At 62.3% G+C, this 25,882-nt stretch carries 23 protein-coding genes; 10 read left to right on the forward strand and 13 right to left on the reverse strand.

Translation table 11 applies throughout. The features are described from left to right. Positions 1–71: 71 nt before the first annotated feature. Entirely contained in the window at positions 72–3,062 is a 2,991-nt protein-coding gene (locus NKH43_RS21285) for an Rne/Rng family ribonuclease (protein WP_352859697.1), read from the reverse strand. A 667-nt stretch (positions 3,063–3,729) separates the two neighbouring features. On the opposite strand from NKH43_RS21285, the gene NKH43_RS21290 reads away from it, so the two are divergent. From NKH43_RS21290 to NKH43_RS21315, 6 genes are all read left to right on the forward strand, one after another. Further along, complete coding sequence (locus NKH43_RS21290) at positions 3,730–4,992, forward strand: N-acetylmuramoyl-L-alanine amidase (protein WP_352859699.1); 1,263 nt, start codon at positions 3,730–3,732, stop codon at positions 4,990–4,992. 214 nt (positions 4,993–5,206) lie between these two features. Next, positions 5,207–7,663 carry a penicillin-binding protein 1A gene (locus NKH43_RS21295; RefSeq protein WP_023717485.1) on the forward strand — a complete coding sequence of 819 codons (2,457 nt, stop codon included), beginning with the start codon at positions 5,207–5,209 and terminating at the stop codon, positions 7,661–7,663. A 150-nt stretch (positions 7,664–7,813) separates the two neighbouring features. After that, positions 7,814–8,945 (forward strand): peptide chain release factor 2 gene (gene prfB / locus NKH43_RS21300; protein ID WP_352496193.1). Its coding sequence is split into 2 segments (ribosomal slippage): positions 7,814–7,879 and positions 7,881–8,945, totalling 1,131 coding nucleotides; the frame shifts between segments, so codons are not numbered across the junction. 473 nt (positions 8,946–9,418) lie between these two features. Then, positions 9,419–9,805 (forward strand): hypothetical protein, encoded by a 387-nt coding sequence (locus tag NKH43_RS21305; RefSeq protein ID WP_023717488.1) that lies wholly within the window; start codon positions 9,419–9,421, stop codon positions 9,803–9,805. Between the two features lie 200 nt (positions 9,806–10,005). Then, a complete protein-coding gene (locus NKH43_RS21310) occupies positions 10,006–10,374 on the forward strand; it encodes a GFA family protein (protein ID WP_352496192.1) in 369 nt (122 codons plus the stop codon). Between the two features lie 174 nt (positions 10,375–10,548). Further along, on the forward strand, positions 10,549–11,196 hold the full coding sequence (locus tag NKH43_RS21315) for a YiaD family glycine zipper/OmpA-like lipoprotein (RefSeq protein WP_023717490.1): 648 nt from the start codon (positions 10,549–10,551) through the stop codon (positions 11,194–11,196). Between the two features lie 89 nt (positions 11,197–11,285). Here NKH43_RS21315 and NKH43_RS21320 read toward each other — a convergent pair whose 3' ends face one another. Together NKH43_RS21320 and NKH43_RS21325 are read right to left on the reverse strand one after the other, a co-directional pair. Next, positions 11,286–11,558, reverse strand: coding sequence for a DUF2798 domain-containing protein (locus tag NKH43_RS21320; protein ID WP_023717491.1), 273 nt, complete (start codon positions 11,556–11,558; stop codon positions 11,286–11,288). Between the two features lie 48 nt (positions 11,559–11,606). Next, positions 11,607–12,491, reverse strand: a complete 885-nt coding sequence (locus NKH43_RS21325; RefSeq protein ID WP_352859701.1) for an NmrA/HSCARG family protein — start codon at positions 12,489–12,491, stop codon at positions 11,607–11,609. A gap of 120 nt (positions 12,492–12,611) precedes the next feature. On the opposite strand from NKH43_RS21325, the gene NKH43_RS21330 reads away from it, so the two are divergent. The 3 genes from NKH43_RS21330 to NKH43_RS35360 all read left to right on the forward strand — a co-directional run bounded on the left by NKH43_RS21330 (position 12,612) and on the right by NKH43_RS35360 (position 15,961). Further along, positions 12,612–13,505: a LysR family transcriptional regulator gene (locus tag NKH43_RS21330; RefSeq protein ID WP_352859703.1), complete on the forward strand. Its 894-nt coding sequence runs from the start codon at positions 12,612–12,614 to the stop codon at positions 13,503–13,505. A 444-nt stretch (positions 13,506–13,949) separates the two neighbouring features. Next, on the forward strand, positions 13,950–15,764 hold the full coding sequence (locus NKH43_RS21335) for a BTAD domain-containing putative transcriptional regulator (RefSeq protein ID WP_502906501.1): 1,815 nt from the start codon (positions 13,950–13,952) through the stop codon (positions 15,762–15,764). A gap of 62 nt (positions 15,765–15,826) precedes the next feature. After that, positions 15,827–15,961, forward strand: coding sequence for a hypothetical protein (locus tag NKH43_RS35360; protein WP_502906502.1), 135 nt, complete (start codon positions 15,827–15,829; stop codon positions 15,959–15,961). Positions 15,962–16,041: 80 nt separating this feature from the next. Here the strand turns inward: NKH43_RS35360 and NKH43_RS21340 are convergent, their stop codons facing one another. The 7 genes from NKH43_RS21340 to NKH43_RS21370 all read right to left on the reverse strand — a co-directional run bounded on the left by NKH43_RS21340 (position 16,042) and on the right by NKH43_RS21370 (position 23,622). Then, positions 16,042–17,637 carry a DEAD/DEAH box helicase gene (locus NKH43_RS21340; protein WP_031193535.1) on the reverse strand — a complete coding sequence of 532 codons (1,596 nt, stop codon included), beginning with the start codon at positions 17,635–17,637 and terminating at the stop codon, positions 16,042–16,044. 190 nt (positions 17,638–17,827) lie between these two features. Further along, positions 17,828–18,601: an NAD kinase gene (locus NKH43_RS21345; RefSeq protein WP_352496188.1), complete on the reverse strand. Its 774-nt coding sequence runs from the start codon at positions 18,599–18,601 to the stop codon at positions 17,828–17,830. 448 nt (positions 18,602–19,049) lie between these two features. Beyond that, on the reverse strand, positions 19,050–19,808 hold the full coding sequence (locus NKH43_RS21350; RefSeq protein ID WP_352859705.1) for an MBL fold metallo-hydrolase: 759 nt from the start codon (positions 19,806–19,808) through the stop codon (positions 19,050–19,052). 2 nt (positions 19,809–19,810) lie between these two features. Continuing rightward, complete coding sequence (locus tag NKH43_RS21355; protein ID WP_023717498.1) at positions 19,811–20,875, reverse strand: ABC transporter ATP-binding protein; 1,065 nt, start codon at positions 20,873–20,875, stop codon at positions 19,811–19,813. Further along, the gene (locus NKH43_RS21360) at positions 20,872–21,654 is read right to left on the reverse strand and encodes an ABC transporter permease (protein WP_023717499.1); all 783 of its coding nucleotides are present in this window, start codon (positions 21,652–21,654) and stop codon (positions 20,872–20,874) included. The genes NKH43_RS21355 and NKH43_RS21360 overlap by 4 nt, the downstream gene beginning before the upstream one ends. 2 nt (positions 21,655–21,656) lie before the next feature. Next, on the reverse strand, positions 21,657–22,502 hold the full coding sequence (locus tag NKH43_RS21365; protein WP_352859706.1) for an ABC transporter permease: 846 nt from the start codon (positions 22,500–22,502) through the stop codon (positions 21,657–21,659). Between the two features lie 13 nt (positions 22,503–22,515). Next, on the reverse strand, positions 22,516–23,622 hold the full coding sequence (locus NKH43_RS21370; protein WP_352643518.1) for a polyamine ABC transporter substrate-binding protein: 1,107 nt from the start codon (positions 23,620–23,622) through the stop codon (positions 22,516–22,518). A 91-nt stretch (positions 23,623–23,713) separates the two neighbouring features. Here NKH43_RS21370 and NKH43_RS21375 point away from each other — a divergent pair, with 91 nt between their 5' ends. Continuing rightward, the gene (locus NKH43_RS21375; RefSeq protein WP_352587612.1) at positions 23,714–24,328 is read left to right on the forward strand and encodes a TetR/AcrR family transcriptional regulator; all 615 of its coding nucleotides are present in this window, start codon (positions 23,714–23,716) and stop codon (positions 24,326–24,328) included. A 6-nt stretch (positions 24,329–24,334) separates the two neighbouring features. Here the strand turns inward: NKH43_RS21375 and NKH43_RS21380 are convergent, their stop codons facing one another. The 3 genes from NKH43_RS21380 to NKH43_RS21390 all read right to left on the reverse strand — a co-directional run bounded on the left by NKH43_RS21380 (position 24,335) and on the right by NKH43_RS21390 (position 25,786). Further along, positions 24,335–24,973: a cupin domain-containing protein gene (locus tag NKH43_RS21380; RefSeq protein WP_352496181.1), complete on the reverse strand. Its 639-nt coding sequence runs from the start codon at positions 24,971–24,973 to the stop codon at positions 24,335–24,337. 107 nt (positions 24,974–25,080) lie between these two features. Beyond that, the gene (locus NKH43_RS21385; RefSeq protein ID WP_352496180.1) at positions 25,081–25,278 is read right to left on the reverse strand and encodes a hypothetical protein; all 198 of its coding nucleotides are present in this window, start codon (positions 25,276–25,278) and stop codon (positions 25,081–25,083) included. 268 nt (positions 25,279–25,546) lie between these two features. Next, on the reverse strand, positions 25,547–25,786 hold the full coding sequence (locus tag NKH43_RS21390) for a hypothetical protein (protein WP_352859709.1): 240 nt from the start codon (positions 25,784–25,786) through the stop codon (positions 25,547–25,549). Positions 25,787–25,882 lie beyond the last annotated feature (96 nt).

Genomic DNA, 25,882 nt, shown 5'->3' on the forward strand with positions numbered 1-25,882 from the left:
GAAATCCCGCGCAGCCAGTCGGCAGCGCGGGATTCTTTTAATCAGAAAGTCTGGCTAATACACGGAAAAGCTTAGAAAAAGCCCTTCCGCTGCCACCAGCCGGCACGCTTCGGCTTGTCCTCGGCCTTTGCTTCCTCGGTCTTTGCCTCGTCGGGGACGATCGAGGAGACGACCGGCACGACCGGAGCATCCACCGGTGCGGGTTTGCGCCGCGACGGCCGGGCTTTCGGCGTTTCCTTGCCAGCCGCCACTTCGGTCTCCTGCCGAACCGGCGCAGCGGTCTCGCCGGAAGCCACCGCCGCGGCTTCGGCGGCCGATGTCTCGGCGCCCGCAATCTCGGCAACTGCTTCCGCCGCGGCCTTCTTCGGCTTGGCGGCACGGCGCGGCTTCTTCGGCTTTTCGGCGCTCGGCGTGTCGTCGTTCGCCGGAGCACGCACCGCAAGCTCTTCGGCAGGCGGCGCACCTTCCGGCTCGCCAGTCACCGGCTCTGCTTCCGATACGGCACCTTCTGTCATGCCGGCCGGCTCGCCGGCGCTGGCTTCGACGCCGTCCTCACCGTCTTCACGGCGATTGCGCTTGCCGCCGCGCTTGCCGCGCCGGCGCTTCTTGCCGTGACCGTCGTCCGCCGCTTCCGCAGTTTCGGCAACCCCGGCCGGCGCTTCACGTTCCGCTTCGGCGCCTTGATCGCCGGCGGCTACGAGGGCGTCGTCCGTCGGCGCCGAAACGGAAGCACCTTCCCCGGCAGCGGCCTGTTCGCGGTCCCCGTGTTCACGATCCCCGTGTTCGCGATCCCCGTGTTCGCGATCCTTGCCGCCGCGCCGTCTGCGGCGCTTGCGGCGCTTGCGATCGCGGCCTTCGCCGTCCTCGCCGGACCTTGGCTGCTGCGGCTGCTGGGCAGGGCGTGGCTGCTCAGCCTGCACCGGTGCCTCCTCTTCCTCCTCGATGACGATCTCGTCCTCGGGTTCTTCCGGCTCGACATAGGCCGGGAACGTGCGGGCCTCGACAAAGCCTTCCGGCTTTTCGGCCAGCGCGCCGCGGAAGATGGCATAGTGTTGTGCACCGACCGTGTCATCGGCTTCGATGGTGATGGTCACGCCGAAGCGGTGCTCGAATTCCACCAGCGTGCCGCGCTTGTGATTGAGCACATAGAGCGCGGTCGCTGCCGGCGTCCGCACCGTGATGTGGCTGCGCGAATCCTTGAGCAGGAATTCCTCGATTGCCCGCACCACCATCAGCGCAACCGACGAATCGGAGCGCACATGGCCGGTGCCGCCGCAATGCGGGCAAGGCTTCATCGTCGATTCCAGCACGCTGGCACGGATGCGCTGACGCGACATTTCCATCAGCCCGAAATGCGAGATGCGGCCGACCTGGATGCGGGCGCGGTCGTTCTTGAGGTGATCCTTCAGCCGCTTCTCGACGGAGCGGTTGTTGCGGTTCTCCTCCATGTCGATGAAGTCGATGACGATCAGGCCGGCGAGATCGCGTAGCCTCAATTGCCGGGCGACTTCCTCGGCGGCTTCCAGATTGGTGTGAAGCGCGGTGTCCTCGATCGAGTGCTCCTTGGTGGAACGGCCCGAATTGACGTCGATGGCGACCAGCGCTTCCGTCTGGTTGATGATGATGTAGCCGCCGCTCTTCAGCGTCACCTGCGGCTGCAGCATGCGGTCGAGCTGTGCTTCGATGCCGTTGCGCACAAAGATCGGCGTCGTGTCGCGGAACGGCTGTACCACCTTGGCGTGGCTCGGCATCAGCATGCGCATGAAATCCTTGGCCTCGCGGTAGCCTTCTTCGCCGGAAACCAGGATCTCGTCGATATCCTTGTTGTAGAGGTCGCGCACCGACCGCTTGATCAGGCTGCCTTCCTCATAAACCAGGGCAGGGGCCGTGGATTGAAGCGTCAGATTGCGGACATTTTCCCAAAGCCGCATCAAATATTCGTAGTCGCGCTTAATCTCTGCCTTGGTGCGGCTTTCGCCGGCCGTACGCAGGATGACGCCCATGCCTTGCGGCACTTCGAGATCGGCGACCACTTCCTTCAGCCGCTTGCGGTCCTGCGCATTGGTGATCTTGCGCGAAATGCCGCCGCCGCGCGCCGTGTTCGGCATCAGCACCGAATAGCGGCCGGCCAGCGACAGGTAGGTGGTCAGCGCTGCACCCTTGTTGCCGCGCTCTTCCTTGACGACCTGCACCAGCAGGATCTGCCGGCGCTTGATCACTTCCTGGATCTTGTATTGGCGGCGTACCGGCTTGCGGCGGTTGCGCACTTCTTCCAGCGCGTCTTCGGCGCCGACCGATTCGACCTCGTGATCGTCCGAATGCGAGGATTGCACCTCTTCCAGCATGCCGCGATCATTGTCTTCGGACGTCGCTTCGCCGCTTGTCTCAGCCCCGCCTGTCTCGACCTCCTTTGTCTCTACTTGCGGGACGGCTTCCGAGATTACGTCGGCGTCGACGCTGGCAGCGATGGAACTCGATCCGCCTTCGGACGGCTCGGTCTCGCCGCTATCGGCGACTTCATCATTCTGTCCGGCGGCATCCTCGCTCTGTCCGACAGTGTCGGACATAGTATCGCCGCCGTCGGCAGTGGCATCCAGGTTCTCTGCGACGGCGTCTTCGCCGCTCTCGTCATTCTCACCGTCGGACGCGCCTGCCTCGCGCCTGTGCTCGCCGCGGTCGCGGCTCTTGCCGCCACGCCGGCGTCCGCGCTTGCCGCGGTCGCGGCTCTGGCGGTCGTCGCCCTCGGCGGCTTCCTCGTCCTCTTCGTCCTGGGCTTCCTGTGCTTCCGCACGCAGCAGCGCCTGACGGTCGGCGACCGGAATCTGGTAATAGTCGGGGTGTATTTCACTGAAGGCGAGGAAACCGTGACGGTTGCCGCCATATTCGACGAAGGCTGCCTGGAGGGAAGGTTCGACGCGCGTTACGCGGGCGAGATAGATGTTTCCTTTGAGCTGCTTCTTGTCCTGGGATTCAAAGTCGAATTCTTCAATACGGTTACCGCGAACGACGACAACGCGTGTTTCCTCCGGGTGGGAGGCGTCTATCAGCATTTTGTTGGGCATTATTTCGTTTCCCCCCGGCAGCCGTCGGCCGCAGCTTGCGGGGCAATGCCCGCTGCCGTGGACCTGGAACATGGGTGCCGGACAATTGAACGTCCGCCGGCCGCTGCCTGAGCGCCATGGCGGTGCCGCCCGCAGCCGTAGTGGCGCGGTTTGTTGCGGACCTTTCCATGATTGCGCTTGAAGCCATCGTAACCAGCAGAACCTTTTGAACCAAAGCCCGGGAAAAACCGGACCAGCTTGTTTGCTCATACAGAGCCGGCACGGGACAATCCCGGCCGTTTTGCTCACGCAGGCGATTCCCCCGCCACGGGAGCACGCCTGCGAAAATCGTCGCGATCACCGATGCCTTCTTCGCCTGAAGCGAAAGGAGCCGTCTTGCGTCTGACCTGTAGCAGGAAGCTGCGGAGGAGGACGGTTCCAGGATTGCAGTGATCCACCATCGCTTTTATGATTTGGCGGGTTGGAAGGCAACCCCGATTCCCGACGCCGGCAAAAAGCCGTTCCGCAACGGAAGCCCAGGTTCCAAGCCTTCCATGAAAAGGCTTGGTTAACCTTCTCTGGATACCAATCGTTAATCGAGTTCGCGGCCTGCCGGCACTTTGACAAGCAATAGGGCACTTTGACGAACGATCGGGCATGACGCCAAACAGGAGCGACTGGTAGAAAGATGGGACTGGCAGGCTTCGCAGACAAGGGCCGTCATCATGGAGGCTGGTTGTTCCGCACCGCCTGCCTGCTGCCGCTGATCCTGGCTTGCCTAGTCTTTCCGCCACTTTCGCGTGCTGCCGACGTACCGATCGGCGCCACAAGCTACAAGATGGCCGGCGATGCCACCAAGATGCGCATCGTCATCAATTTCGACCGCGATCCCGACATCAAATGGTTCCTGCTGCGCGGCCCCAATCGTCTGGTCATCGATATGCCGGCCACGAGATTCGCCCTCAATGCCAAGGATGTGAAGCCGCGCGGCCTTGTCCGCGCCGTGCGTTACGGCGGACTCGGCGAGGGGAAATCGCGGCTGATTCTTACCGGCAAGGGACCGTTCGCCGTCGACAATCTCGACGTGCTGAAGAACGATGACGGCAACGGCTACCGCATCGCCATCGACATGTCGGCGGCGTCGCAGCGGGAATTCGATGCAGCGCTCGCCAATCAGGCGCTGACCACCGGCTCGACAGTCTCTGCCGACAAGGCCGGCAGGGTCGGTACCGGGCCGGTCTCCAATCCGGGCCATCGTTTCACCGTCGTCGTCGATCCCGGCCACGGCGGCATCGACGGTGGTGCCGAGGGCCTGAACGGCACTGTCGAGAAGAACGTGACGCTCGCCTTTGCCATGGAACTGCGCGACAAGCTCACCGCCAGCGGCAAATATGACGTGTTCCTGACGCGCGAAACGGACGAGTTCCTGCGGCTCGACGATCGCGTGCGCATTGCTCGCCAGCATGAGGCCGACCTGCTCATCTCGATCCATGCCGACACGATCAGCCTCAAGGGCATTCGCGGCGCAACCGTCTACACCGTGTCCGACAAGGCTTCCGATCCCGAGGCACAGGCGCTTGCCGACCGTGAAAATCTTTCCGACCAGTTCGCTGGCATGGAGATCAAGGACGACAGCAAGGAAGTGACCGATATCCTGATCGACCTGATCCGCCGCGAGACGCATAATTTTTCGATGAGCTTCGCGCACACTCTTGTCGGCCAGCTTTCCACCAGCGTCGGCCTGATCAACAACCCGCAGCGTTCTGCCGGCTTCAAGGTGCTGAAGGCGCCGGACGTTCCGTCCGTGCTGGTCGAACTCGGCTATCTGTCGAACGCCAAGGACGAAGCGCAGTTGCTCAGCGCCGATTGGCGCAACAAGGCGACCCAAAGCATAACCAACGCCGTTGCACTGTTTGCTTCGGCCAAGAGCGGAACGGGGGCCGGAGGCTGAAATGCCCGCCGGCGCCCACAACCTGAGGCAGCGTTGCACGGCGACAACACCCTGTGCTTTTATTTCCGGCATTCGAAACCGAAATTCCACGCTGCCGTATTTTGCCCACATGGTCGCGACATGGCTTTTGCGATTACGGGTTGGGATCGTCCCGAAAGCTTGCGCGAAGGGCGGCTTCGTTTAGGAAATTCCCGAACCAAGGACTGGAGCGGGTATGATTCGTCTCATTGGCTATTTCTTCGGCATCGGCACGACGCTGGCCCTTTTGGTCGCGGCGGGCGTGGCGATCTATATCGGCCATTTGTCGAAGGACCTGCCCGATTACGAGGTGCTGGCCAAATACGAGCCGCCGGTGACGACCCGCATCCACGCGTCGGATGGCGCGCTGATGGCCGAATATGCGCGTGAGCGGCGGCTTTATCTGCCGATTCAGGCGATCCCGGATCGAGTCAAGGCGGCCTTCCTGTCGGCCGAGGACAAGAACTTTTACAATCATCCCGGCATCGACGTGACCGGCCTTGGCCGCGCCATTGTCGTCAACCTGCAGAATCTTGGCTCGGGAAAGCGCCAGGTCGGCGCCTCGACCATCACCCAGCAGGTGGCGAAGAACTTCCTGTTGTCTTCAGACCAGACCTACGAGCGCAAGATCAAGGAGATGATCCTCGCCTTCCGCATCGAGCAGGCCTATTCGAAGGATCGCATTCTCGAGCTCTATCTCAACGAGATTTTCTTCGGTTTCGGTGCCTATGGCGTCGCCGGTGCTGCGCTCACCTATTTCGACAAATCGGTGAACGAGCTCACCGTGGCCGAGGCTGCCTATCTTGCCTCTCTGCCGAAGGGGCCGAACAACTATCATCCCTTCAAGCATGCCGATCGCGCCTTGGAGCGCCGCAACTGGGTCATCGACCAGATGGTCGAGAACGGTTACGTCACCCATGAAGAAGGCGAGAAGGCCAAGGCCGAGCCGCTCGGCGTCACGCCGCGCCGCACCGGCAACTATCTCTTCGCCGGGGAATATTTCACCGAGGAAGTGCGTCGCCAGATCATCGCGCGCTACGGCGAGAATGCGCTCTACGAGGGCGGCCTTTCCGTCCGTACCACGCTCGATCCGAAGATGCAGTTGATTGCCCGCAAGGCCATGCAGAACGGTCTCATGAAGTTCGATACGCTGCGCGGCTACCGCGGGCCGGTCACGAGCATCGATGTTTCCGGCGACTGGGGCGTGCCGCTGGGCAACGTCAAGCGACTGGAGGACGTGCCGGAATGGTCGCTTGCCGTCGTGCTCGATAGCTCGGCCACCGGCCTGTCCATCGGCCTGCAGCCGACGCGCCAGATCTCCGGCGAAATCGTCAAGGACCGCCTCGAAGGCACCGTCAGCAAGGAAGACATGAGCTTCGCCATGCGCCACGTGGTCGACGGCAAAACCGTCAAGGCGAAGTCGCCGGCCGACGTGCTGAAGCCGGGCGACGTGATTTTCGTGCAGAGGAACGACGGCTCGGACAACAGCTACAGCTTGCGCCAGGTTCCCGAAGTGGAAGGCGGCCTGATCGCCATGGATCCGCATACCGGACGCGTCCTGGCCATGGTCGGCGGTTTCTCCTATGCGCAGTCGGAGTTCAACCGGGCGACGCAGGCCATGCGCCAGCCGGGGTCGTCGTTCAAGCCGATCGTCTATTCGGCCGCCCTCGACAATGGCTATACGCCCGCCTCTGTGATCATGGACGGGCCGATCACCATCCAGAGCGGCAACACGACCTGGACGCCCAAGAATTACGACGGAACGGTGGCCGGTCCGGCGACCTTGCGCTCCGGCATCGAGAAATCGCGCAATCTGATGACGGTGCGGCTTGCCAACGACATGGGCATGAAACTGGTCGTGGAGTATGCCGAGCGTTTCGGCGTCTACGACCATCTCGCGCCGTATCTGCCGATGGCGCTGGGTTCCGGCGAGACGACGGTGATGCGCATGGTATCGGCCTATTCGATCATGGCCAATGGCGGCAAGTCGATCAAGCCGTCGCTGATCGACCGCATCCAGGACCGCTACGGCAAGACCGTCTTTAGGCAGGACGAACGCGGCTGCTCAAACTGCAACGCCGCAGAATGGCAGAACCAGCCAGAGCCGGAGTTGGTCGACAATTCCGAGCAGGTGCTCGATCCGATGACCGCCTACCAGATCACATCGATGATGGAGGGCGTCGTTCAACGCGGTACCGGCGCCACCATCAACGAACTCGGCCGTCACATCGCCGGCAAGACCGGAACGACCAATGACGAAAAGGACGCCTGGTTCATCGGCTATACGCCCAACCTCGTTGTCGGCCTTTATATGGGCTACGATCAGCCGAAAGGTCTTGGCAAGGGCGCGACCGGCGGCGGCCTTGCTGCGCCGATCTTCAAGGATTTCATGCGCGTAGCGCTGGACGGCACGCCCAATGTCGACTTCAAGGTTCCCGAAGGCATGAAGCTGATTGCGATCAATCGCAAGACCGGCATGCGGGCCAACGAGGGTGACGCCGGAACCATCATCGAAGCCTTCAAGCCGGGTACCGGTCCCGCCGACAGCTATTGGGTGATCGGCATGGGTGCGGACGGCTCCAACGCCACCGGCGGGGCGCTGTCGCCGCAGGCCAACCAGGCTATCCAGTCGGGCGGCGGCGGGCTCTACTGACAATCGTTACATCCGGTCGGGCCGGCTTGACGATCATGGTCGAGCCGGCCCATCCCGCTTTACAGGGGCCGGTGCTTTACAGGGGACATTGCCGTCCCTATGTATCGCGCCACCAAACCGCCATTCAGCAACAGGACAGAACAGCCAGCCATGCGCGCGGAAACGCAAAATATTGTCGACGAGATCAGGCAGGCGATCACCCTGCTGAGGAGGCATCTTTGACTGGGACCAGGCCATAAAGCGGCTTGAGTACCTGAATGTCCGCGCCGAGGATCCGAGCCTCTGGAACGAGCCGTTGGAAGCGCAAAAGCTGATGCGCGAGCGTCAGGGCCTCGAGGAAGGCATTGCCGCGGTCAAAGGCCTCACCCAGGCTCTGGAAGACAATATCGGCCTGATCGAGCTTGGCGAGGAAGAGGGCGACGAGGGCGTCGTCGCGGAGGCCGAGGCGGCGATCCGCTCGATGCGCGGCGAGGCCAAGGCGCGCCAGATCGAAACGCTGCTGTCGGGCGAGGCGGACGCCAACGATAGCTATCTGGAAGTCCATGCCGGCGCCGGCGGCACCGAAAGCCAGGACTGGGCCTCGATGCTTCTGCGCATGTATACGCGCTGGGCCGAGCGCCGCCGCTTCAAGGTCGAGGTGCTGGAAGTGCATGACGGCGAAGAGGCCGGCATCAAGTCAGCCACGCTGCTGATCAAGGGCCACAACGCCTATGGCTGGCTGAAGACGGAATCCGGCGTGCATCGTCTCGTGCGTATTTCGCCCTATGACAGCAATGCGCGCCGCCACACCTCCTTCGCCAGCGTCTGGGTCTATCCCGTCATCGACGATACGATCGACATCGACGTTTCCGAATCTGACGTCCGTATCGACACGTATCGTTCTTCGGGATCGGGCGGCCAGCATGTCAACACCACCGATTCGGCGGTCCGCATCACCCATCTCGCCACCGGCATCGCGGTTGCCTGCCAGGCGGAGCGCTCCCAGCACAAGAACAAGGCCAAGGCCTGGGAAATGCTGCGCTCGCGGCTTTACGAGGAAGAGCTGAAGAAACGCGAAGCGGTGGCGAACGCCACCGAAGCGTCGAAGAGCGATATTGGCTGGGGCCACCAGATACGGTCCTACGTGCTGCAGCCCTATCAGCTGGTGAAAGATCTGCGCACCGGCGTCGAGAGCACCAGCCCGTCGAGCGTGCTCGACGGCGACCTCGACGATTTCATGGAGGCCTCGCTGTCGCAGCGCATCGAGGGTGGCGCCGGAGAAACGGTGGCCGACATCGACTGAAGGCGGGCACCAACCCGGCAATTTCAATCCATCACGCGAGAGTTACGGCCACGGCGCGAGAGTGACGAGTTCTCAGCTTGAACTTACCTGTCGTTCTACAACTTTGTTTTTCATCAGAATTTCCAAAATCGATTTCCGCTTTTGACGCGAATGCTTCGAGCCTGCCGGTGCCGAGCCCGGAACCACTGCGAGCCGAATTCCGTTATTGGCAACCCTCGCTGCCGGGGGTGATCGTACCAGTCTCGTCAACCCGGCCGGCAGGCTGGTTCCGGCCGCAGAGGTCGGCGTTCGGTTTGCGACAGCAATTCCTTGCGCCGACCAAGGAATCAGCCCAGCATCCAAGCGCTGGGGAGGAAAAAAGCATTTATGGCCGGGCGCGGCGTATCTGCGACCTGACGATCCGGCCACTGGGAAGACACGTTCCGGGAACGGGCAAGCGAGATGCTTGACAACCGTTGATAGGAACTGCGCCCATGCCTGCTCTTACAACCAGACCGGCCCATGCCGTTCACACGGCGCGCCGATTTCTGAATTCCCTTGTCGCGGCAGTGGTTTTGATAGCTGCCGCGATGCCATTCGCGGCGCCTGCTCTGGCGCATGATGCCAAGCCGACCGCGGCGATGCCGCAAGGCTGGAGCTATCCGTTCTCCTGCTGCTCGGGCTATGACTGCCGCGAGGTTGCGCCGATATCTATCGGCGAGCGCCCCGAAGGCTATGTCATCAAGGGGACAGGCGAAGTCGTGGCCTATAGCGACAAGCGCATCAAGAATTCGCCCGACGGCGCATATCACTGGTGCTCGGTCGCCGGCGCCAATGACGGAAAGACCATCTGTCTGTTCGTGCCGCCATCGTCCTATTGATGCATGTCGCCCCCAAAAGCTTGCCCTTGGGCTTGACCCGAGGGTGTGCAGGGTTTTTGGGATCGACACGCCCTCGATTGGGTTACAACACTTTTGAAACTGCGCATTGCAGACGACAGATCTGCTGACGGAGAGTTGTCAGGAGCGTTTCTTTATGGTGCCTTGCCGTAGGGCGGCGGGCATTGTGAGGGACCTAATCCATGACCATCAAGGCAAGCTGCCACTGCAAGGCGACCACGTTCGAGGTTTCGCAAGCGCCGCAGACGGTGACGCGATGCACCTGTTCCTTCTGTTCGAAACGCGGGTCGTTGTGGGCCTATTACACGCCATCGCAATTTAGACTTACCAGCCCGCCGGAGAATGTTTCGTTCTACCGATGGGGATCGAAAACCATAAAACACGGTTTTTGCGCCACCTGCGGCTGCGGCACCTTCACCGAAACGCCGGACTGGTCGACGGGCGAGCCGAATTTCGACAATCCGAAGATCAGCGTGAATTCGCGGCTGTTCGACCATTTCGATCTCGACAAGGTCGAAGTGGTGGTCATCGACGGCAAGAATCTCTGGTAGACGGTCGAATTGCGGTGGTCACGCGAGCCGCTGGCAGCCGGGTGGAATGAGCCGGGGAAAGCCGCCGCAGCGGCTTTTGCTGGTCCGCTTTTCGCCGCATTTCATGTTACAAGTCGCTGGAAGGGCTGATGCGGTGCGCCATTGCGCGGCCGTGGAATGGAGAGGGACCACCATATGAAAAAGATTGTGCTCGCCGTCGTGGCGACGGCTGTGCTTGTGAGCGCATGCACCACCGATCCCTACACCGGGGAGCAGAAGGTTTCCAACACCGCTGCCGGCGCCGGTCTGGGAGCGCTGGCGGGTGCCGGGCTCGGTATGCTTGCCGGCGGCAACGACCGCCGCAACGCGCTGATCGGCGCCGGCATCGGTGCGCTTGCCGGCGGCGCCATCGGCGCCACCATGGACCAGAACGAGGCCGAACTGCGCCGGCAGCTTGAGGGCACCGGCGTCAGCGTCACCCGCACCGGCGACCAGATCATCCTCAACATGCCGTCCGACATCACCTTCAACGTCGACCAGGATGCGGTGAAGGCTGGTTTCTATCCGGTGCTGAATTCGGTTGCCCTTGTGCTGAAAAAGTTCCGGCAGACCACCGTCGACGTGTTCGGCCACACCGACTCGACCGGCGGCGACGAGCACAATTTCGACCTGTCGCAGCGCCGCGCCCTGGCGGTCGCCAACTATCTGTCCGGGCAGGGCGTCGATTCCCGCCGCTTCGCCGTCACCGGCTTCGGCAAGACGCGTCCGATCGCCTCCAATGCGACCGCTGCCGGCCGGGCACAGAACCGCCGCGTCGAGATCCAGCTGTCGCCGCTCACCTGAGGCAAGCGCATGAACCGAGAGCGGCCCCGTACGGGCCGCTCTTATGGTATGCCGGACCGCCCGGCCGCCGGCGCTCTTCGTTCGTGATATCAGGACCGGGCCGGCTGATCGACAATCGCGGCAACGATCCGGCGCACGATCGGAAGCACAATCAGCAGGCTGGGAAACGCAACAAGCCATGAAGCGCCCCATGCATAGCTCCAGGCCGCAATAAACCCGTCCGTCCAGCCTGCGCCGATTGCCGTCGAAACCGCCGAGACAATCGAGGACATCAGAATCGAAAGAACCAACGGCATCACCACCGCGCCGTAGGAGGGCGGCAGCTTTCTCAATTTGAAGGCTCGGTCCGGTGATGCTTGCATCGAAATCTCCTAATCAGAACGTGTGCGTAAGCGTTATTGTGGGGACGATCAGGCGGCATGTGCCACCGGCAGCGCCAATTCCCGAATGAAGCTTCGCAGCGAACGCGGCTCGCGGCCAAGCGCGGCGCGCAACGCCAGGCTGTTCCCGCCGAGGCCGTATTTGGCGTAGTGGCTGTGTACTTTGGCCAGCATCTGCAACTGCCGGTCGGTATAGGGAAGGCGGGCTTTCGCCGCCCAGTCCTGAAATGTCGGCTCGCCTGCTGAAACCGGCCGGCCAAGCGCCTCGCTCATCATGGCAACGACCTCTTCGCGGCTGTGCATACCGTCGGCGCACAGCTCGAGGGTCGCATAGGACAAACGCGTTTCGGTCAGTGCGATCGCTGCCACTTCAGCCACGTCGCGATAGTCGACGCGGGCCAGCTTCGCCGTCTTTGGAAACGGCTCGGCGAAAACGCCATGCTCGACGATGGACGGCCAGGCCGCCGCGATATTTTGCATGAAATTGGCCGGGTGCAGAATGGTGTATTCCATGTTCGTCGAATAGAGGGCGGCTTCGACCGGTACCTTGCTTGCGTGGTTCTCCAGCCTCGTGTTGGTGGGCTGGATCACCGATGAGAAGACGAATTTCCGAACGCCTGCACGCGCCGCTGCCTCAACCATGGCAACCCCCATGGCGGCTTCGTCGGGAGCAAAGGCCGGTCCGATGTGGAAGACACCGTCGACACCTTCGACGGCCTGTTCAAGGCTTTGATGGTTGCGCAGATCCCCGATCGCGATCTCGGTTGCGCCGGCTTTCCGGGCTTTTTCGGCAGCCGCGGCGTCACGAACAAGCGCTCTAACCCTGGCATTGCGGCGGGCGAGTTCAGGCACCACCAAACCGGCAACGCGGCCTGCGGCGCCTACGACCAGGACGGTTGGACTGGGTGTTCGCATGACGATCTCCTTCCCTCGAGTCTGCCTTTCGGCCTGTGCAGGGAAGATAAAATCTAGCGAACTGCGTTACAATTGATCGATTTTGCGATAGTTTATCCCGATTTTCGGGAGAAATACGCAATGAGCCGGATAGATGATTTCGAAGCCTTCATTGCCATTGTCGAGCATGGCAGTCTGACGGCTGCCGCACGCCGGCTGAACCGCTCACTGCAGTCGGTCAGTCGGTCTTTGGCGACATTGGAGGAATCCATCGGGGTCGAGCTTCTGCACAGGACGACGCGCCGCTCGACGCCGAGCGAAGCCGGTGCGGCCTTTTTCCAACGCATCAAGCCTGCCATCGAGGAAATAAACGAAGCCAGGTTTCAGGCGGCCAACCGACGATCCGAGCCGTTCGGCATCCTGCGTGTGAGTGCCCCGGTTCTGTTCGGCCCGGATTTCCTGATGCCGGTCATCGCCGACTATATGCGGACATATCCCCAGGTTGAGGTTGACCTCCAGCTTTCCGATGAATTTGTCGATCTGGATGCCGTGGGTCTCGATCTGGCGGTCCGGATCGGCGATTTGCCGGATTCCAGTCTACGGGCGAAGCGGCTGGGGGCGTTGCGGCGCGTCGTGTTCGGCGCACCTGCCTACTTTCGACAACGCGGCCGACCGGCCCATCCGCTTGAATTGCGTGAGCATGAATGCATCGTACGAACTGTTGACGGCCGCCCGGGCGAATGGATGTTTCAGATTGAAGGCAAGCCCCGGCCGGTGAAGGTCGCGGGCACCTTCCGGTCCAATTTGATGATATCGATCTATGCAGCCGCGGTTCACGGCTTGGGTCTGGGCTACTCCCCGCTTTGGCAGGTAAAACACCTGGTGGACGATGGCCGCCTGGAACTGGTTCTGACCGAATTCGAGCCGGTGCCGGTGCCGATACACGCCGTGTGGCCGGAAGGCAGGTCGTCCTCGGCCAAAGTACGCGCTTTTCTGGACCTGTTGGCATCTCGCCTGGAGCTCAGGAACCTTTAGGGCCCAAACCAAACTGAGCGCCGATCTTACCTCATCGATATCAAGTTCGTGATCAGAACTGCCTTGACGGCGTCGGGTGCTGGTTGATGGACCTCCAAATGACCGATGTCGTTCAGCTGATCGATCGTCAAATCTGCCAGTGCCCTGCGTCTTGCGGCGGTCCGCCGCCATCTCGTGAATGCAGCGATCATCATTGCTGCGCTTTTCAAGCCAGACCCAAGCAAGCGTTTGGACATGCCGCGGGCGGCGCGAGTTTCCGTGTGAGCCATTGTTTTGGTCTCCCATTTCGAGTTTGCGGATGGGAGCGTGCCACGCAGGTGTTTTCGGGCTGTTCGGCTGTGTGTGAACAATTGGGAGGAGTCCGACGATCCGCCGTTAAATCGGTGTTAAATCGATCCACCGAGATGCTATTCTGTCGCCGCGGTCAAAGTCTGGAGACGATTTGTGCGCATCCGGTTGCTTGGTGGCCTGGAGGTTACTTCCCCGGAGCGCCGGCCCGTCCGGTTCGCCACACGCAAGACTTCGCTTCTTTTTGCTGCTCTGGTTCTCGCAGGCCGCCGCGGCCATCGTCGCGAGCAGCTTTCCGAAGCCTTTTGGCCGGGGCGAAGCAATGGGCAGGCCCGCAATAGTTTGCGTCAGGCGCTGGTCGACATCAGGCGCACGTTCCCCGCCAGCTCGGATGCCACCGTCTACATCGATGGGGATCAGGAAACCGTCGCGCTTATTGCCGGTCCGGATGAGGCGGACATCTCGATCTTCGACCGGAAGCTGGAGGAGGGCCGGACCACTGATCTCGCCTTCGCCGCCGATCTGTACCGCGGTGAGCTGCTTGCCGGGCAAGCCATTCCTGACGAACTGGACGAGTGGTTCAGACCTTATCTGAGCAAGTATCAGCGCAAAGCGCTGCAGTTGGTCGATCGGCTGAGCCTGGCGCTGCCCGCACCCGGCTCAGCGGAAGAGACGGCCTGCGAAGGGCTCGCGGAGAGATTGCTCGCTCCGGATCCGACGGCGGAGGCGGCCCATCGGGCGCTGATCCGCATCCACGCTCATCGAGGTCACGAAAACGCCGCCTTACGCCAGTTCGAGCTGTGTCGGGCAGCTTTGAAAAAACATCTGGATGCAGAGCCTGAGGAGCAGACAAGCTCGCTGGCGGCTTCTCTGCAGTCCCGTGAACGACCTGAACGTCCGCGGCCGGAGCCAAGCTCCGGCGTCGCATCACTGGCGCAGGTTCTGGCGGCCCCGACGAGGCGCGACGACCACCCATCGATAGCGGTGCTGCCGTTTCAGAATCTAAGCGGTGATATGGAGCAGGAATATTTTGCCGACGGTATGGTGGAAGACATTGTCACGGCCTTGGCTCACTTTCGTCACCTGTTCGTAGTCGCACGGAATTCGAGCTTCACCTACAGGGGACGGTCCGTAGACATAGAGCAGGTCGGGCGTGAGCTGGGCGTGCGCTATGTGGTCGAGGGAAGTGTTCGCCGGGCTGGCGACCGCCTGCGCATCGCCGGGCAGCTCATCGACACCTCGACAGGGGCCTATCTCTGGGCCGACCGTTTTGACGGAGCGCTCGCCGAAGTCTTCGATCTGCAGGACCAGGTCGCCTCGAGCATTGTCGGCGCAATCACACCGAAAATGGAGGAGGCTGAGATCGAGCGTGCCAAACGCAAACCGACTGAAAGCCTCGACGCCTATGACTACTATCTCCGCGGGCTGGCGGCCTTTGACCGGACGATCACTAGTAGGTCGGCCATTGACGATGCCTTGCGCCTCTTCATGAAGGCGATCGACGGTGACCCGGAGTTTGCCGCAGCCTATGCGCGGGCGGCGCGGTGCTATGCTACCCGAAAAAGCAACGGCTGGATGGTCGACCGCGCGAAAGAGAATGCCGAGGCTACTCGACTGGCCAGGAGAGCGGTCGAACTCGGAAGGGACGATGCGATTGCGCTTTCCTTCGGTGGATACGTGCTCGGCTACGTAGGTGGCGACCTTGACGACAGTGCGGCTTGCATCGATCGCGCGCTCGTTCTCAACCCGAATCTAGCGGCCGCGTGGGGCCTAAGCAGCTGGGTCAGGGCTTGCTTTGGCGAGCCAGGCAAGGCCGTCGAGCACGCCGCGCTTGCCATGCGCCTAAGCCCATTGGATCCACGCCTGTTCGCTTGCAATTCAACACCGGGCTCGCTCATTTTTGTGCCGGCCACTACGATGACGCCGCCACTTGGGCGGGAAAGTCGCTGCGGTACCAACCGAACTACGTGAGCTCGATGCGTGTAGTGGCGGCGAGTCATGCCCTTGCGGGGCGCCTGTCGGAAGCGCAGCAGATGATGGCCCGGGTCTGCGAGCTCGATCCCTCGCTGCGGCTTTCGAATCTTGCCGAGGTGCTGCCGCCGTTTTATCGACCGGACGATCGCAGCAGGTACATCGAAGGCCTTCGCAAGGCGGGCCTGCCGGACTAACGCCATCTCAGCGTGAGGCGAGGCCGTCTTATGCCGGCTTCGTGCTTCGCGCGTCGGCGGGACGCGCGAGCGCTGTGGTATCAGACCTTGGCGACGATCCGCATGAAGGCCGGCATGTCGTCGCCGAAGCCCACGGTCGCGTCATTGTCTTCCTGGCGCTGACGGGCAGGGCGCTCGCGCTGTGGCCTGGTATCGCCGCGTTCCGGCGCGCGCCGCTCGCTGCGATCGGGCGAAGCCTTCCGTTCAGGTGAAGCTTGGCGCTCGCTGTTTTCCGAGCGGATCGCCTCTTTGCGGGTACGCCGCTCGCCGATGTCGGCGACCGCGGCTTCGGCCACGACCGGCTGTTCCTCGCTTACCGCTTCCGGCGCCGTTTCCTCGCCACGTTTGGCGTGGCGTTCACGCGGCTTGCGCTCGCCCCTGTCCTTGGCGTCGTCCTTGCGCCCGGCGCGGCGTGGCGCACCACGGCCACGGCGGGGGGCCTCATCCTCGCCGCCTTCGCTGACGACGACCGTCGACAGGTCGCCGTCATGCCACTCGATCTTGGTGCCGATCAGCCGTTCGATGGCGTCGATGTATTTGGTGTCCGATTTGGTCGCGATGGTGAAGGATTTGCCGGAGCGTCCGGCGCGGCCGGTACGGCCGATGCGGTGGACATAATCCTCGGCGTGGATCGGCACGTCGTAGTTGAAGACATGGCTGACGTCGGGAATGTCGAGGCCGCGCGCCGCGACGTCCGAAGCAACGAGATAGCGCAGCTTGCCGTCACGGAAATTGGCCAGCATCTGCATGCGCGCGCGCTGGTCCATGTCGCCGTGCAGGGCGCCGGCGTCGAAATCATATTTCAGCAGCGAGCGGAACAGCTCCGACACCTCGACCTTGCGGTTGCAGAAGATGATGGCGTTCTTCAGCTCGGCATCCTCGGCCTTCATCAGATTGCGCAGCGTCTCGCGCTTGTCCCAAGGCTTTGGCCCGGATTTCACCAGCCGCTGGATGATGTTGGTGGCGGCCGATGCAGCCTTCGACACTTCGACGCGCACCGGCGCGTGCAGGAACTTCTCGGTGAGCTTGGTGATCTCCGGCGGCATCGTCGCTGAGAAGAACAGCGTCTGCCTGGTGAACGGGATCATCTCGCAGATGCGCTCGATGTCGGGGATGAAGCCCATGTCGAGCATGCGGTCGGCCTCGTCGATGACGAGGATCTCGACGCCATTGAGCAGGAGCTTGCCGCGCTCGCGATGGTCGAGCAGGCGGCCGGGAGTCGCGATCAGCACGTCGGCGCCGCGCTCGAGCTTCTTGTCCTGCTCGTCGAAGGACACGCCGCCGATCAGCAGCGCGATGTTGAGCTTGTGGTTCTTGCCGTATTTGACGAAGTTTTCCTCGACCTGCGCGGCTAGCTCGCGCGTCGGCTCGAGGATCAGCGTACGCGGCATGCGGGCGCGGGCGCGGCCCTTTTCCAGCCGGGTGAGCATCGGCAGGACGAAGGACGCCGTCTTGCCGGTGCCGGTCTGGGCAATGCCCAGCACGTCCTTGCCGAGCAAGGCGTGCGGGATAGCACCAGCCTGGATCGGCGTCGGCTCGGTGTAGCCGGCATCGGTAACTGCGGAAAGGACCTTCGGCGACAGGCCGAGGTCTGCGAAGGTCAACGCTTCTTGAGCGATCTGGGTGTCTGAGGACAAGTTTGGCTGTCTTTGGCTGGTTCGGGGGCGCAACATAAGCAGTCGCGGCAAGCGCCGCGCGCCTGCAAGATTGGTATTGCAGGTAGGCGCAAGCCTACGATTTGTCAACACAAACGGGCGGCATTGGCGCGATTGTGAAGTCGTAACCTTAATCGCGATGCTTAATTTGCGCAGTGGCTGCTGCGCCGGCTCAGTAGCGGAACTGTTCGGCGAGAATGCGCTCGTTCCACGAATGGTTGGGATCGAACAGCAGCGTCGCCGTCGCCGTCGGCGATTCCCTCACCGTGACCGTCGTCACCGCCTTGACCTCGGTGTGGTCGGCGGCGGCATTCACCGGCCGCTTTTCCGGCTCCAGAATGTCGAAACGCACGATCGCCTTGTTGGACAGCAGCGCGCCGCGCCAGCGGCGCGGACGAAACGGGCTGACCGGGGTCAGCGCCAGCAGCGGAGCGTCGAGCGGCAGGATCGGCCCGTGCGCCGACAGATTATACGCGGTCGAGCCGGCCGGCGTCGCAATCATAACGCCGTCGCAGTGCAATTCCTCCAGCCGCTCTTGCCCATCCACGGTGATGCGGATCTTGGCGGTCTGGTAGGACTGGCGCCAGAGCGCGACCTCGTTGATCGCCAGCGCCGAAATCGTCTCACCCTCCGCCGTCACCGCCTGCATCTCCAGCGGACGGATCGTTTCGGCGACCGCAGCCGCGATGCGCCCGGTCAAGCCGCTGGCGCGGTATTCGTTCATCAGGAAACCGATGGTGCCACGGTTCATGCCGTAGACCCTCTTTCCCGTGCTCATCGTCTCGCGCAGGGTCTGTAGCAGAAAGCCGTCGCCACCGAGCGCCACGACGATCCCGGCATCCTCGACGGATGCCTGGCCGTAGCGTGCCGAAAGGCTTTCCAGCGCTGCATTGGCGTCGGCTGTACCGGATGAGACGAAGGCGAAACGGCTGGCGGTTTTGCTCATGGCTCTCAACGACAACCGATTGGCAACGACCGATTGGTGGCGACCGGTTGCGGGGTCGCGCCAGCGCCGGGTTAGCATGGGCGGGCATTTCTGCAAAGGGAGGGAGGTGTCTTGAGATGGCGGCCAAACAGGCGCGCTCGCGCATCATGTCGGGGGACAAAATGATGTGATGGTTAAGACCTGCCTTAAACTCTCGTAAAGCCGTATCGATCATGTTAGCCGGCAGTGGATGGGCGGCGTGGGGCTAACCAGTCGAGGCCGATCTATTGCCGCTGGCACGCTTGATTATCGTCTTCCTGATGCTGGCAAGTTTTGCCCTGGCTTTCGCGGAACTGGTGCGTCAGTCGGAGGAAAAGAGTTTTAGACCCGAGCCCACGGCCTCACGCTGCGGCGACGCGGCGGGCACACCCTGCCCGCAAAGGGCGCTTTGACGCTACAACGCTAGTCCCTATCGGGCGAGCAGATGGCAGCCGGCCTGGCGCTTCTGCGCGAGATACTCGTCGACAAGCTGGCGATAGCGGATTTTGCCGAAGCTCGGGAAATGGCCGCCATGCACGACCGAGACATCGAGATCGCGCATGCGCAGCAGCGTTTCGACATAGTCGTCGATATCGGAGTGATAGACATCGTCGATCAGCGGGCCGTCATAGATGATGTCGCCGGAAAACAGGATGCCCGTCCTGTTTTCGTAGAGCGCAATGCCGCCGGGTGAATGGCCGGGCGTATGGATGACCTCGAAGGTACGGTCGCCAAGATCGACGATGTCGCCTTGTTCGAGCAACCGGCCGGCTGGTGCGGGTAGGATCCGGTAGCGATTCGTGTCCCAGCCTTGCGGCGTGCCGTCGAACATCTCCTCGGTGGCATAGCGGTCGGCAACCGTCCATTCGTTGCGCGGGTCGGCGAGGATCTCGGCCTCGGCCGGGTGCACGCAGCGGTCGGGAAATTCGTGATGGCAGCCGATATGGTCGAAATGCGTGTGGCTGGCCACGCAGGTGAGCTTGCGTTCCGTGACCAGCGGTACGTGGCGGCGCAGGCTGAAATGGCCGAGGCCCGTGTCGAACAGCAGGTCGCGGTCGCGGCCCCGCACATGCCAGATGTTGCAGCGGAAGAACGGCTTGATCCACGGCTCGTGGATCAGCGTCACGCCATCGCCCATGCGGATGCTTTCGTACCAGTGGCCGGCGTCGATGATTGGAAGCGTGCTCATGTTCAGTCCGCAAGCAGGATGACGTCGCCAGCATCGCACGATACGGCGACAACGTCGCCCGGCTGGACGGCCGATGCGGAGGGGACCTTGGCGATGAAGTGCAACGCCGGGTCGGTCGTGGAGGTTCCCAGCACGCGCTTGAAGCTACCTTGGAAGACGACGTCGCTGACCTTGGCCATGCCAAGCGCTACAGGGCCGCTGGCAGCGCCGAGGACAAGATGCTCAGGCCGGACGGCCAGCGCAACCGTCGAGCCGGCCGGCAATGTGCCAGCCAGCGAGAGCGACCCAAGCTTCGTGGTGACGGTGATTTTGCCGCTCTTCGCCTCGGTCACTGTTCCGGAAATCAGCGTGCTTTCGCCCATGAAGGTCGCGGAAAAGCGCGTCGCCGGCCGTGCATAGACGCGCTCTGGTGGCCCTTCATCCTCGATGCGCCCGTCATTCATCACCACGCAATGGTCGGCCAGCGCCATCGCCTCTTCCTGGTCGTGGGTGACGTGGATGAAGGCGGTGCCGACACGCTTCTGGATCGCCTTCAACTCGTCCTGCATCTGCCGGCGCAATTTGAGGTCGAGCGCACCGAGCGGCTCGTCGAGCAGGAGCACCGCCGGCTCGACCACCAGGGCGCGCGCCAGTGCCACGCGCTGCCGCTGCCCGCCGGAAAGCTGGTGCGGCTTCTTGTCGAAGGCGGTGGCGAGGCCAACCAGCGCCAGCGCCTCGCGCGCCCTTGCTGCCCGGGTTGCGCCATTGACACCCTGCATGCGCAGGCCGAAGCCGACATTGCTGCCGACGCTCATATGTGGGAACAGCGCATAGTCCTGGAACACGGTCGTCGTCGGCCGCTTCGCCGGTGGTACTGCGGTGCAGTCCTCGCCGCGGATCAGCACCTTGCCTTCGCTCGGCATGACGAAGCCGCCGAGAATGGACAAAAGCGTCGTCTTGCCGGAGCCGGACGGCCCAAGCAGGATCGTGTAGCTGCCCGGCTCGATCGTCAGCGAGACGTTCTTCAGCACCGTGTGCTGGCCGAAGCGATGCGAGACAGAGCTTATATCGACCAGTGGCGCCGTCATGCCGGCTTCCTCCGCAACAGCATCAGTTCGAACAATACCACCAACACGATGGAGACGGCGAAGACCAGCGAGCCGACGGCGTTGGTCTTGGGATTGAGACCGGAGCGCAGCAGGTTCCAGATCTCGACAGGCAGCGTCGTGTCGAAGCGCGTCAACAGGAACGAGATGACGAATTCGTCCCAGGAGAAGGTCATCGACAGGAAGAAACCGGCGAAGATCGCCGGCGCCATCACAGGCACGGTGATCAGCAGCAGCACCTTCCATTCGGGCGCGCCGAGGTCGCGCGCGGCGCGCTCGATATTGATCTGGTGGTCGCCCATCTGACTGTAGACGATGGCAAAGCACAGCGGCAGGTTGATCACGACATGGCCGATGCCGGCGGCAAGAAGCGACTTCGGCACGCCGGCCCAGTTGAACAGCACCAGCAGCCCCATGCCGATGATGAGATAGCTGACGGTCAGTGGCAGCGTGATCAGTCCACGCATCAGGCCCGAGCCCGGCAAGGCGAAGCGTGCAAAACCCCAGGCCGAGAGAAAGCCGAGCGTGACGGCGACAGCCGAAGAGAGGACGGCAACCAGCAGCGAGTTGACCAGCGCCGAGGTGAGCCGCGTATCGGCGAGCACGGCCTCGTACCAGCGCAGCGACGGCCCGGTGAAGGGCGGGATCGGAAACGACGTCGCCTGCAGCGAAAACAGTATCAGCACAACCACCGGCAGGAAGATGAAGCCGTAGATGGCGATGGCGTAAAGGCCGGAGACGAGGCGGATGAGAGCGCGCATGGTCAAGCCCGCTCGATCTTCAGCCAGCGGGCGCAGGCGAGATAGGCGATGGTGACGACCGCCATCAGGATGATCGACAGCGCCGAGGCGAGCGGAAAGTCGCCGCGCCGGCCGATCTGCATCATGACGAGCTGCGGCATCAACAGCTCATTGTTGCCGCCGAGGATCTGCGGTGTGATGTAGTCGCCGATGCACAGCACAAAGGTGAGGAAGGCGCCGACCATGATGCCAGGCAGCGTCAGCGGCAGAACGACATGCAGGAATGTCCGGATCGGCCCGGCGCCGAGGTCGGCTGCGGCCTTGCGGTAGCTGGGGCTGAGCTGCTTCAGATTGGCGAAGATCGTCAGCGTCAACAGCATGACGAAGAAATGCACGAAGCCGGTGACGGTCGCTAGCCGCGTATTGGCAAGCTGCAGCGGTTCGCTGAACAGCCCGGAGCCGGTCAACGCGCGGTTGACGACGCCGTTCTGCGCCAGCACCAGCAGCCACGAATAGGAACGCACGACATAGGAGGTCCAGAACGGCAGCACCGCCAGCATCAGCGCCAGCCGCTGCCAGCGCTCCGGCACCTGCTCGGCCAGGATCCAGGCGAAGGGATAGGCAAGCAGCACCGAGATCACGGTGACGATGGCCGTGACCTGCAGCGAATTCACCATCGCCTGCCAGTAGGATGGATTGGCAAAAAACTGGCTGTAGTTGGATAGCGTGAAGCCGCCGCCTTCATGCGCCGTCAGGCTGGATACCGCCATGGCGACGAAGGGCAGCACGAAGAACAGCAGCGTCCAGCCGAGCGCCGGCGTGACCAGCGCCCAGGGCAGGGCACGCCCGCCCTTGCTGGAAAAGTTCACGACCGGCAGCCGGTCATTGCGCCTGCAGCATTTCGGTCCAGACGTCCTGCATCTTCTTGTCGAGATCGGCGTTCGGCGCCGGATAGGACTGGGCGCGGGCAAGGAACTCCGGCTGCTCGTCGAAGCGCAGGATCTTCTTCTGCTCGTCGCTCAGCGCCGCTTTGGTGTTGGCCGGCATGCCCCAATAGCAGGACGAGGTGGCGAGCCGCGCCTGGCCTTCGGGGCTCATAATGTACTGGATGAATTTAAGTGCCAGGTTCTTGTTCTTGGAATCCTTGAACATTGCCAGCGACTGCGACCACAGCACGGCGCCTTCCTTCGGGATCGAGAAGTCGAGCGCCGGGTTTTCCTTGGCCAGCCCCGCCGTCACCCATTCGCCACCTCCGACCAGTATGTCGACCTCGCCGGTCGCCAGCGCTGTCTGGCTGGCGGTCACTTCGCCGACCAGCTTGGCATTGGCCTTCATTTTGAGCAGCTGTTCCTTGATGGCGGGAAGGTCGGCTTCGGTCAGTTCCGCCGTCTTCTTGCCGATCGCCAGGGCGGCCATGCCGATGACCGGCAGGTAATAGTCGTAGATGGCGATCTTGCCTTTGTATTTATCGCCGGTCAGCGCCGCCATCGACTGCATGTCGGCCGGGTCGACTTTGGTCTTGTTGTAGCCGATCGTGTTGTAGCCGAACTTTTCGGTGATGCCGTAGCGCTTGCCGTCGACCACGGTGGAGCTATCCATCTTCACCTGCGGAAACAGGTCGGCCAGCGGCAGCTTGTCTTCCGGCAGTGGCTCGAACAGGCCTTTTTCGACGCCGCGCGGTATGTCGATGCTGTCGATCACCATCACGTCCCAATCGCCGGGCTGCGATTGTTCGACGATCGCCAGGCCAGCGCCGGTGCCTTCGAACTCCTTGACATTGACCCTGACGCCGTTGGCCTCCTCGAAAGGCTGCAACAGCGCCGGATCGGCGTGATCGCACCAGATCAGCGCGTTGAGGTCCTGCGCCTGAGCGAGGCTGCCCGTCGCCAGCAGCAGTGCCGCCGCGGCACATGCGCTGTGGAGATGGCTCTTCAGAACCGAAATCGTATTCCTGGTAGTTGGATTGGGGGTCTTTGGATTGATGGACATCGAGTGTTCTCCCTTGCCTTTTTGGCTTGTGGCAAAAAATTGAACCAATTCTAAAATTGAGTCAATTCTGTTTTTGTGGCAAACAGCCGCTATGAGCGGATTGCGGGCAAGGCAGAAGGCGGATCGGCACCGCCGCATCATCGAGGCGGCAGCGGACCTATTCCGCGATGCCGGTTATGAAGGCGCCAAGATCGAGACCATCGCGGCGCAGGCCGAAGTCTCGGTCGGCACGATCTACAATTACTACCAGAACAAGGGCGACATCCTCGGCGCCATCGTCTCGCTGGAGGTCAACGAGGTGCTCAATGCCGGGCGCGGCGTCGTCGCCAACCCGCCGGCCAATGTCGGCGACGCGCTGGATACGCTGCTCGGCATCTATATCGAACATTCGCTGCATTATCTCAGCAAGGAGATGTGGCGGCAGGCGATGGCGATCTCGACGCAACTGCCGGACAGCCCGTTCGGCCAGGCCTATACCGCGCTCGACCGGGCACTGACCGAGCAGATCCGTGCGCTGATCGCCCGCCTGCAGGCGCTCGGCCTGGTGCGCCGCGACATCGACGGGCCGGCGCTCGGCGAACTCATCTTCAACAACATGAACATGATGTTCATCGAATTCGTGAAGCGCGAGGAGGCGAGAATTGCCGAACTGCGCACGGCGATACGCAGGCAGAACAGGATATTGGTGGCGGCGATTGGGGTTTGACTGCAGTCACCCAGCCGAAAGACCTGCCCGAGCGAGGGCTTCGGGCGCCGGCGTGACGTGCCCGTGCGGCTTGCAGTAGACGGGGTCGATCGCGTGATAGCCAAGCAGATGGCCGAGTGGCGCCAGGATCCCCAGCGCCACTCGCTGAATCGCAGGTGGCGGGTGCGTGAAGACGATCACGTCGGCAAATTCCCTGGCGATGACTGCTGCCTGAAGCGGCGAAGGCCTGCCTTTTTTGTCCACCTTGCCGGCATTGGCCAGGCCGAAGAGCATGCCAATCAGCAGCTCGAAACGGTTCGGGTCGATATCATCCGCACCTGGTGCCCGGTCGACTTCGACCAGGACATGCGCTTCTTCGGTTTTGCTGCTGTTCCACCAATCATGTGCGACGCCTGCTTCGATCGCGGCGGATTGGCCAGGCCCCAGAGACAAAGTCTTTCCGGCGATGCAAGCGTCGAGCCGGCCGCCGAGGACGGTAAACCGTTCCGTCAGGTTCGGGTGGAAGTGCTCGCCCACCACTGCGGCTCCCGGCCGAGCGGTCAGATGGGCGATGCCTGGCCCATCTCCGCGGTCTTCCGTGCCACGCAGGATGACAGCATATTCGCCGGTCACCTTGTTCTCGTAGACATCTCCACAGCGTGACATGGATCAGCTCGTGGGTTCATAGCATCAGCGCCGCCAACTATACGGTTGAAGGCATGGTGCTTCAACGACTACAGGCGCCGACGTTCTGTTAACACAGGCGCGACGCCCTACCGAATATGCTTTGGAGGCCGCGCTCGCGGAAACGGCACGACCGTCAGTGGCGCCTTGCGGAATTCCGCGATGGCTATTTCTTCAATCAGCGCGTCGAGGGCCTCGTTGACGCGTCGGCTCGTTTCATCCGCGCCGCAGAGGCGGTTTTGTGCGCACTCCAAAAGCTCGCGCGCCGCAGCGAAATCGCTTCGCATGACAACACCCTTTGGTTTTTGGCCCGCCGCACCGACATTGTCGGCGCGCTTAATTGAGCGAGTGCTAATATACACAGGAGCAATTTAATCGAATGGTACGAGATGGCCGAGGCCGGGAGAGCGGGCCGAAACGACGGCTCTGCAACGGCGAAGTCACGCCCGGGCTAAGCGTCTCCAGATATGAGATGCTAACTCGTTGTCTGGCGACAGATTTTGCCAGCAATTTCACGGAAGTTTCTGGTGACCTGACGAGCCCGACACGTACGCCCTAATACGATCTTGGGCGGCTTAGATATTCTCTGGCGGCGGCAATCTGGCGTCGATGCTCGCGAAGGAAGGCCGCACCGAAACAAATGGCAAAGGCCAGTACGGAAAGGCTTGTCGTTGCTCTTGATGCTGGATCGGGATCGGGACTTATCAGGAAACGGAAACCAAGCGCGAAGGCGAAGACGACAAGGCCGCCAAACATACCGTTGATGAAGGGGGCGGTCGTGCGTTTCTGCTCCAACGGAAACTCCCATGGTTTCCGATGGAGTATATGCGTTTGAACTGATGTGCCACCGATCCAGACGAGCAGACCCTGTGGAAATCGGGGATGACCAGA

Origin of the sequence: Mesorhizobium sp. M1163 (assembly GCF_040318415.1) — a bacterium.
Classification (GTDB): domain Bacteria; phylum Pseudomonadota; class Alphaproteobacteria; order Rhizobiales; family Rhizobiaceae; genus Mesorhizobium.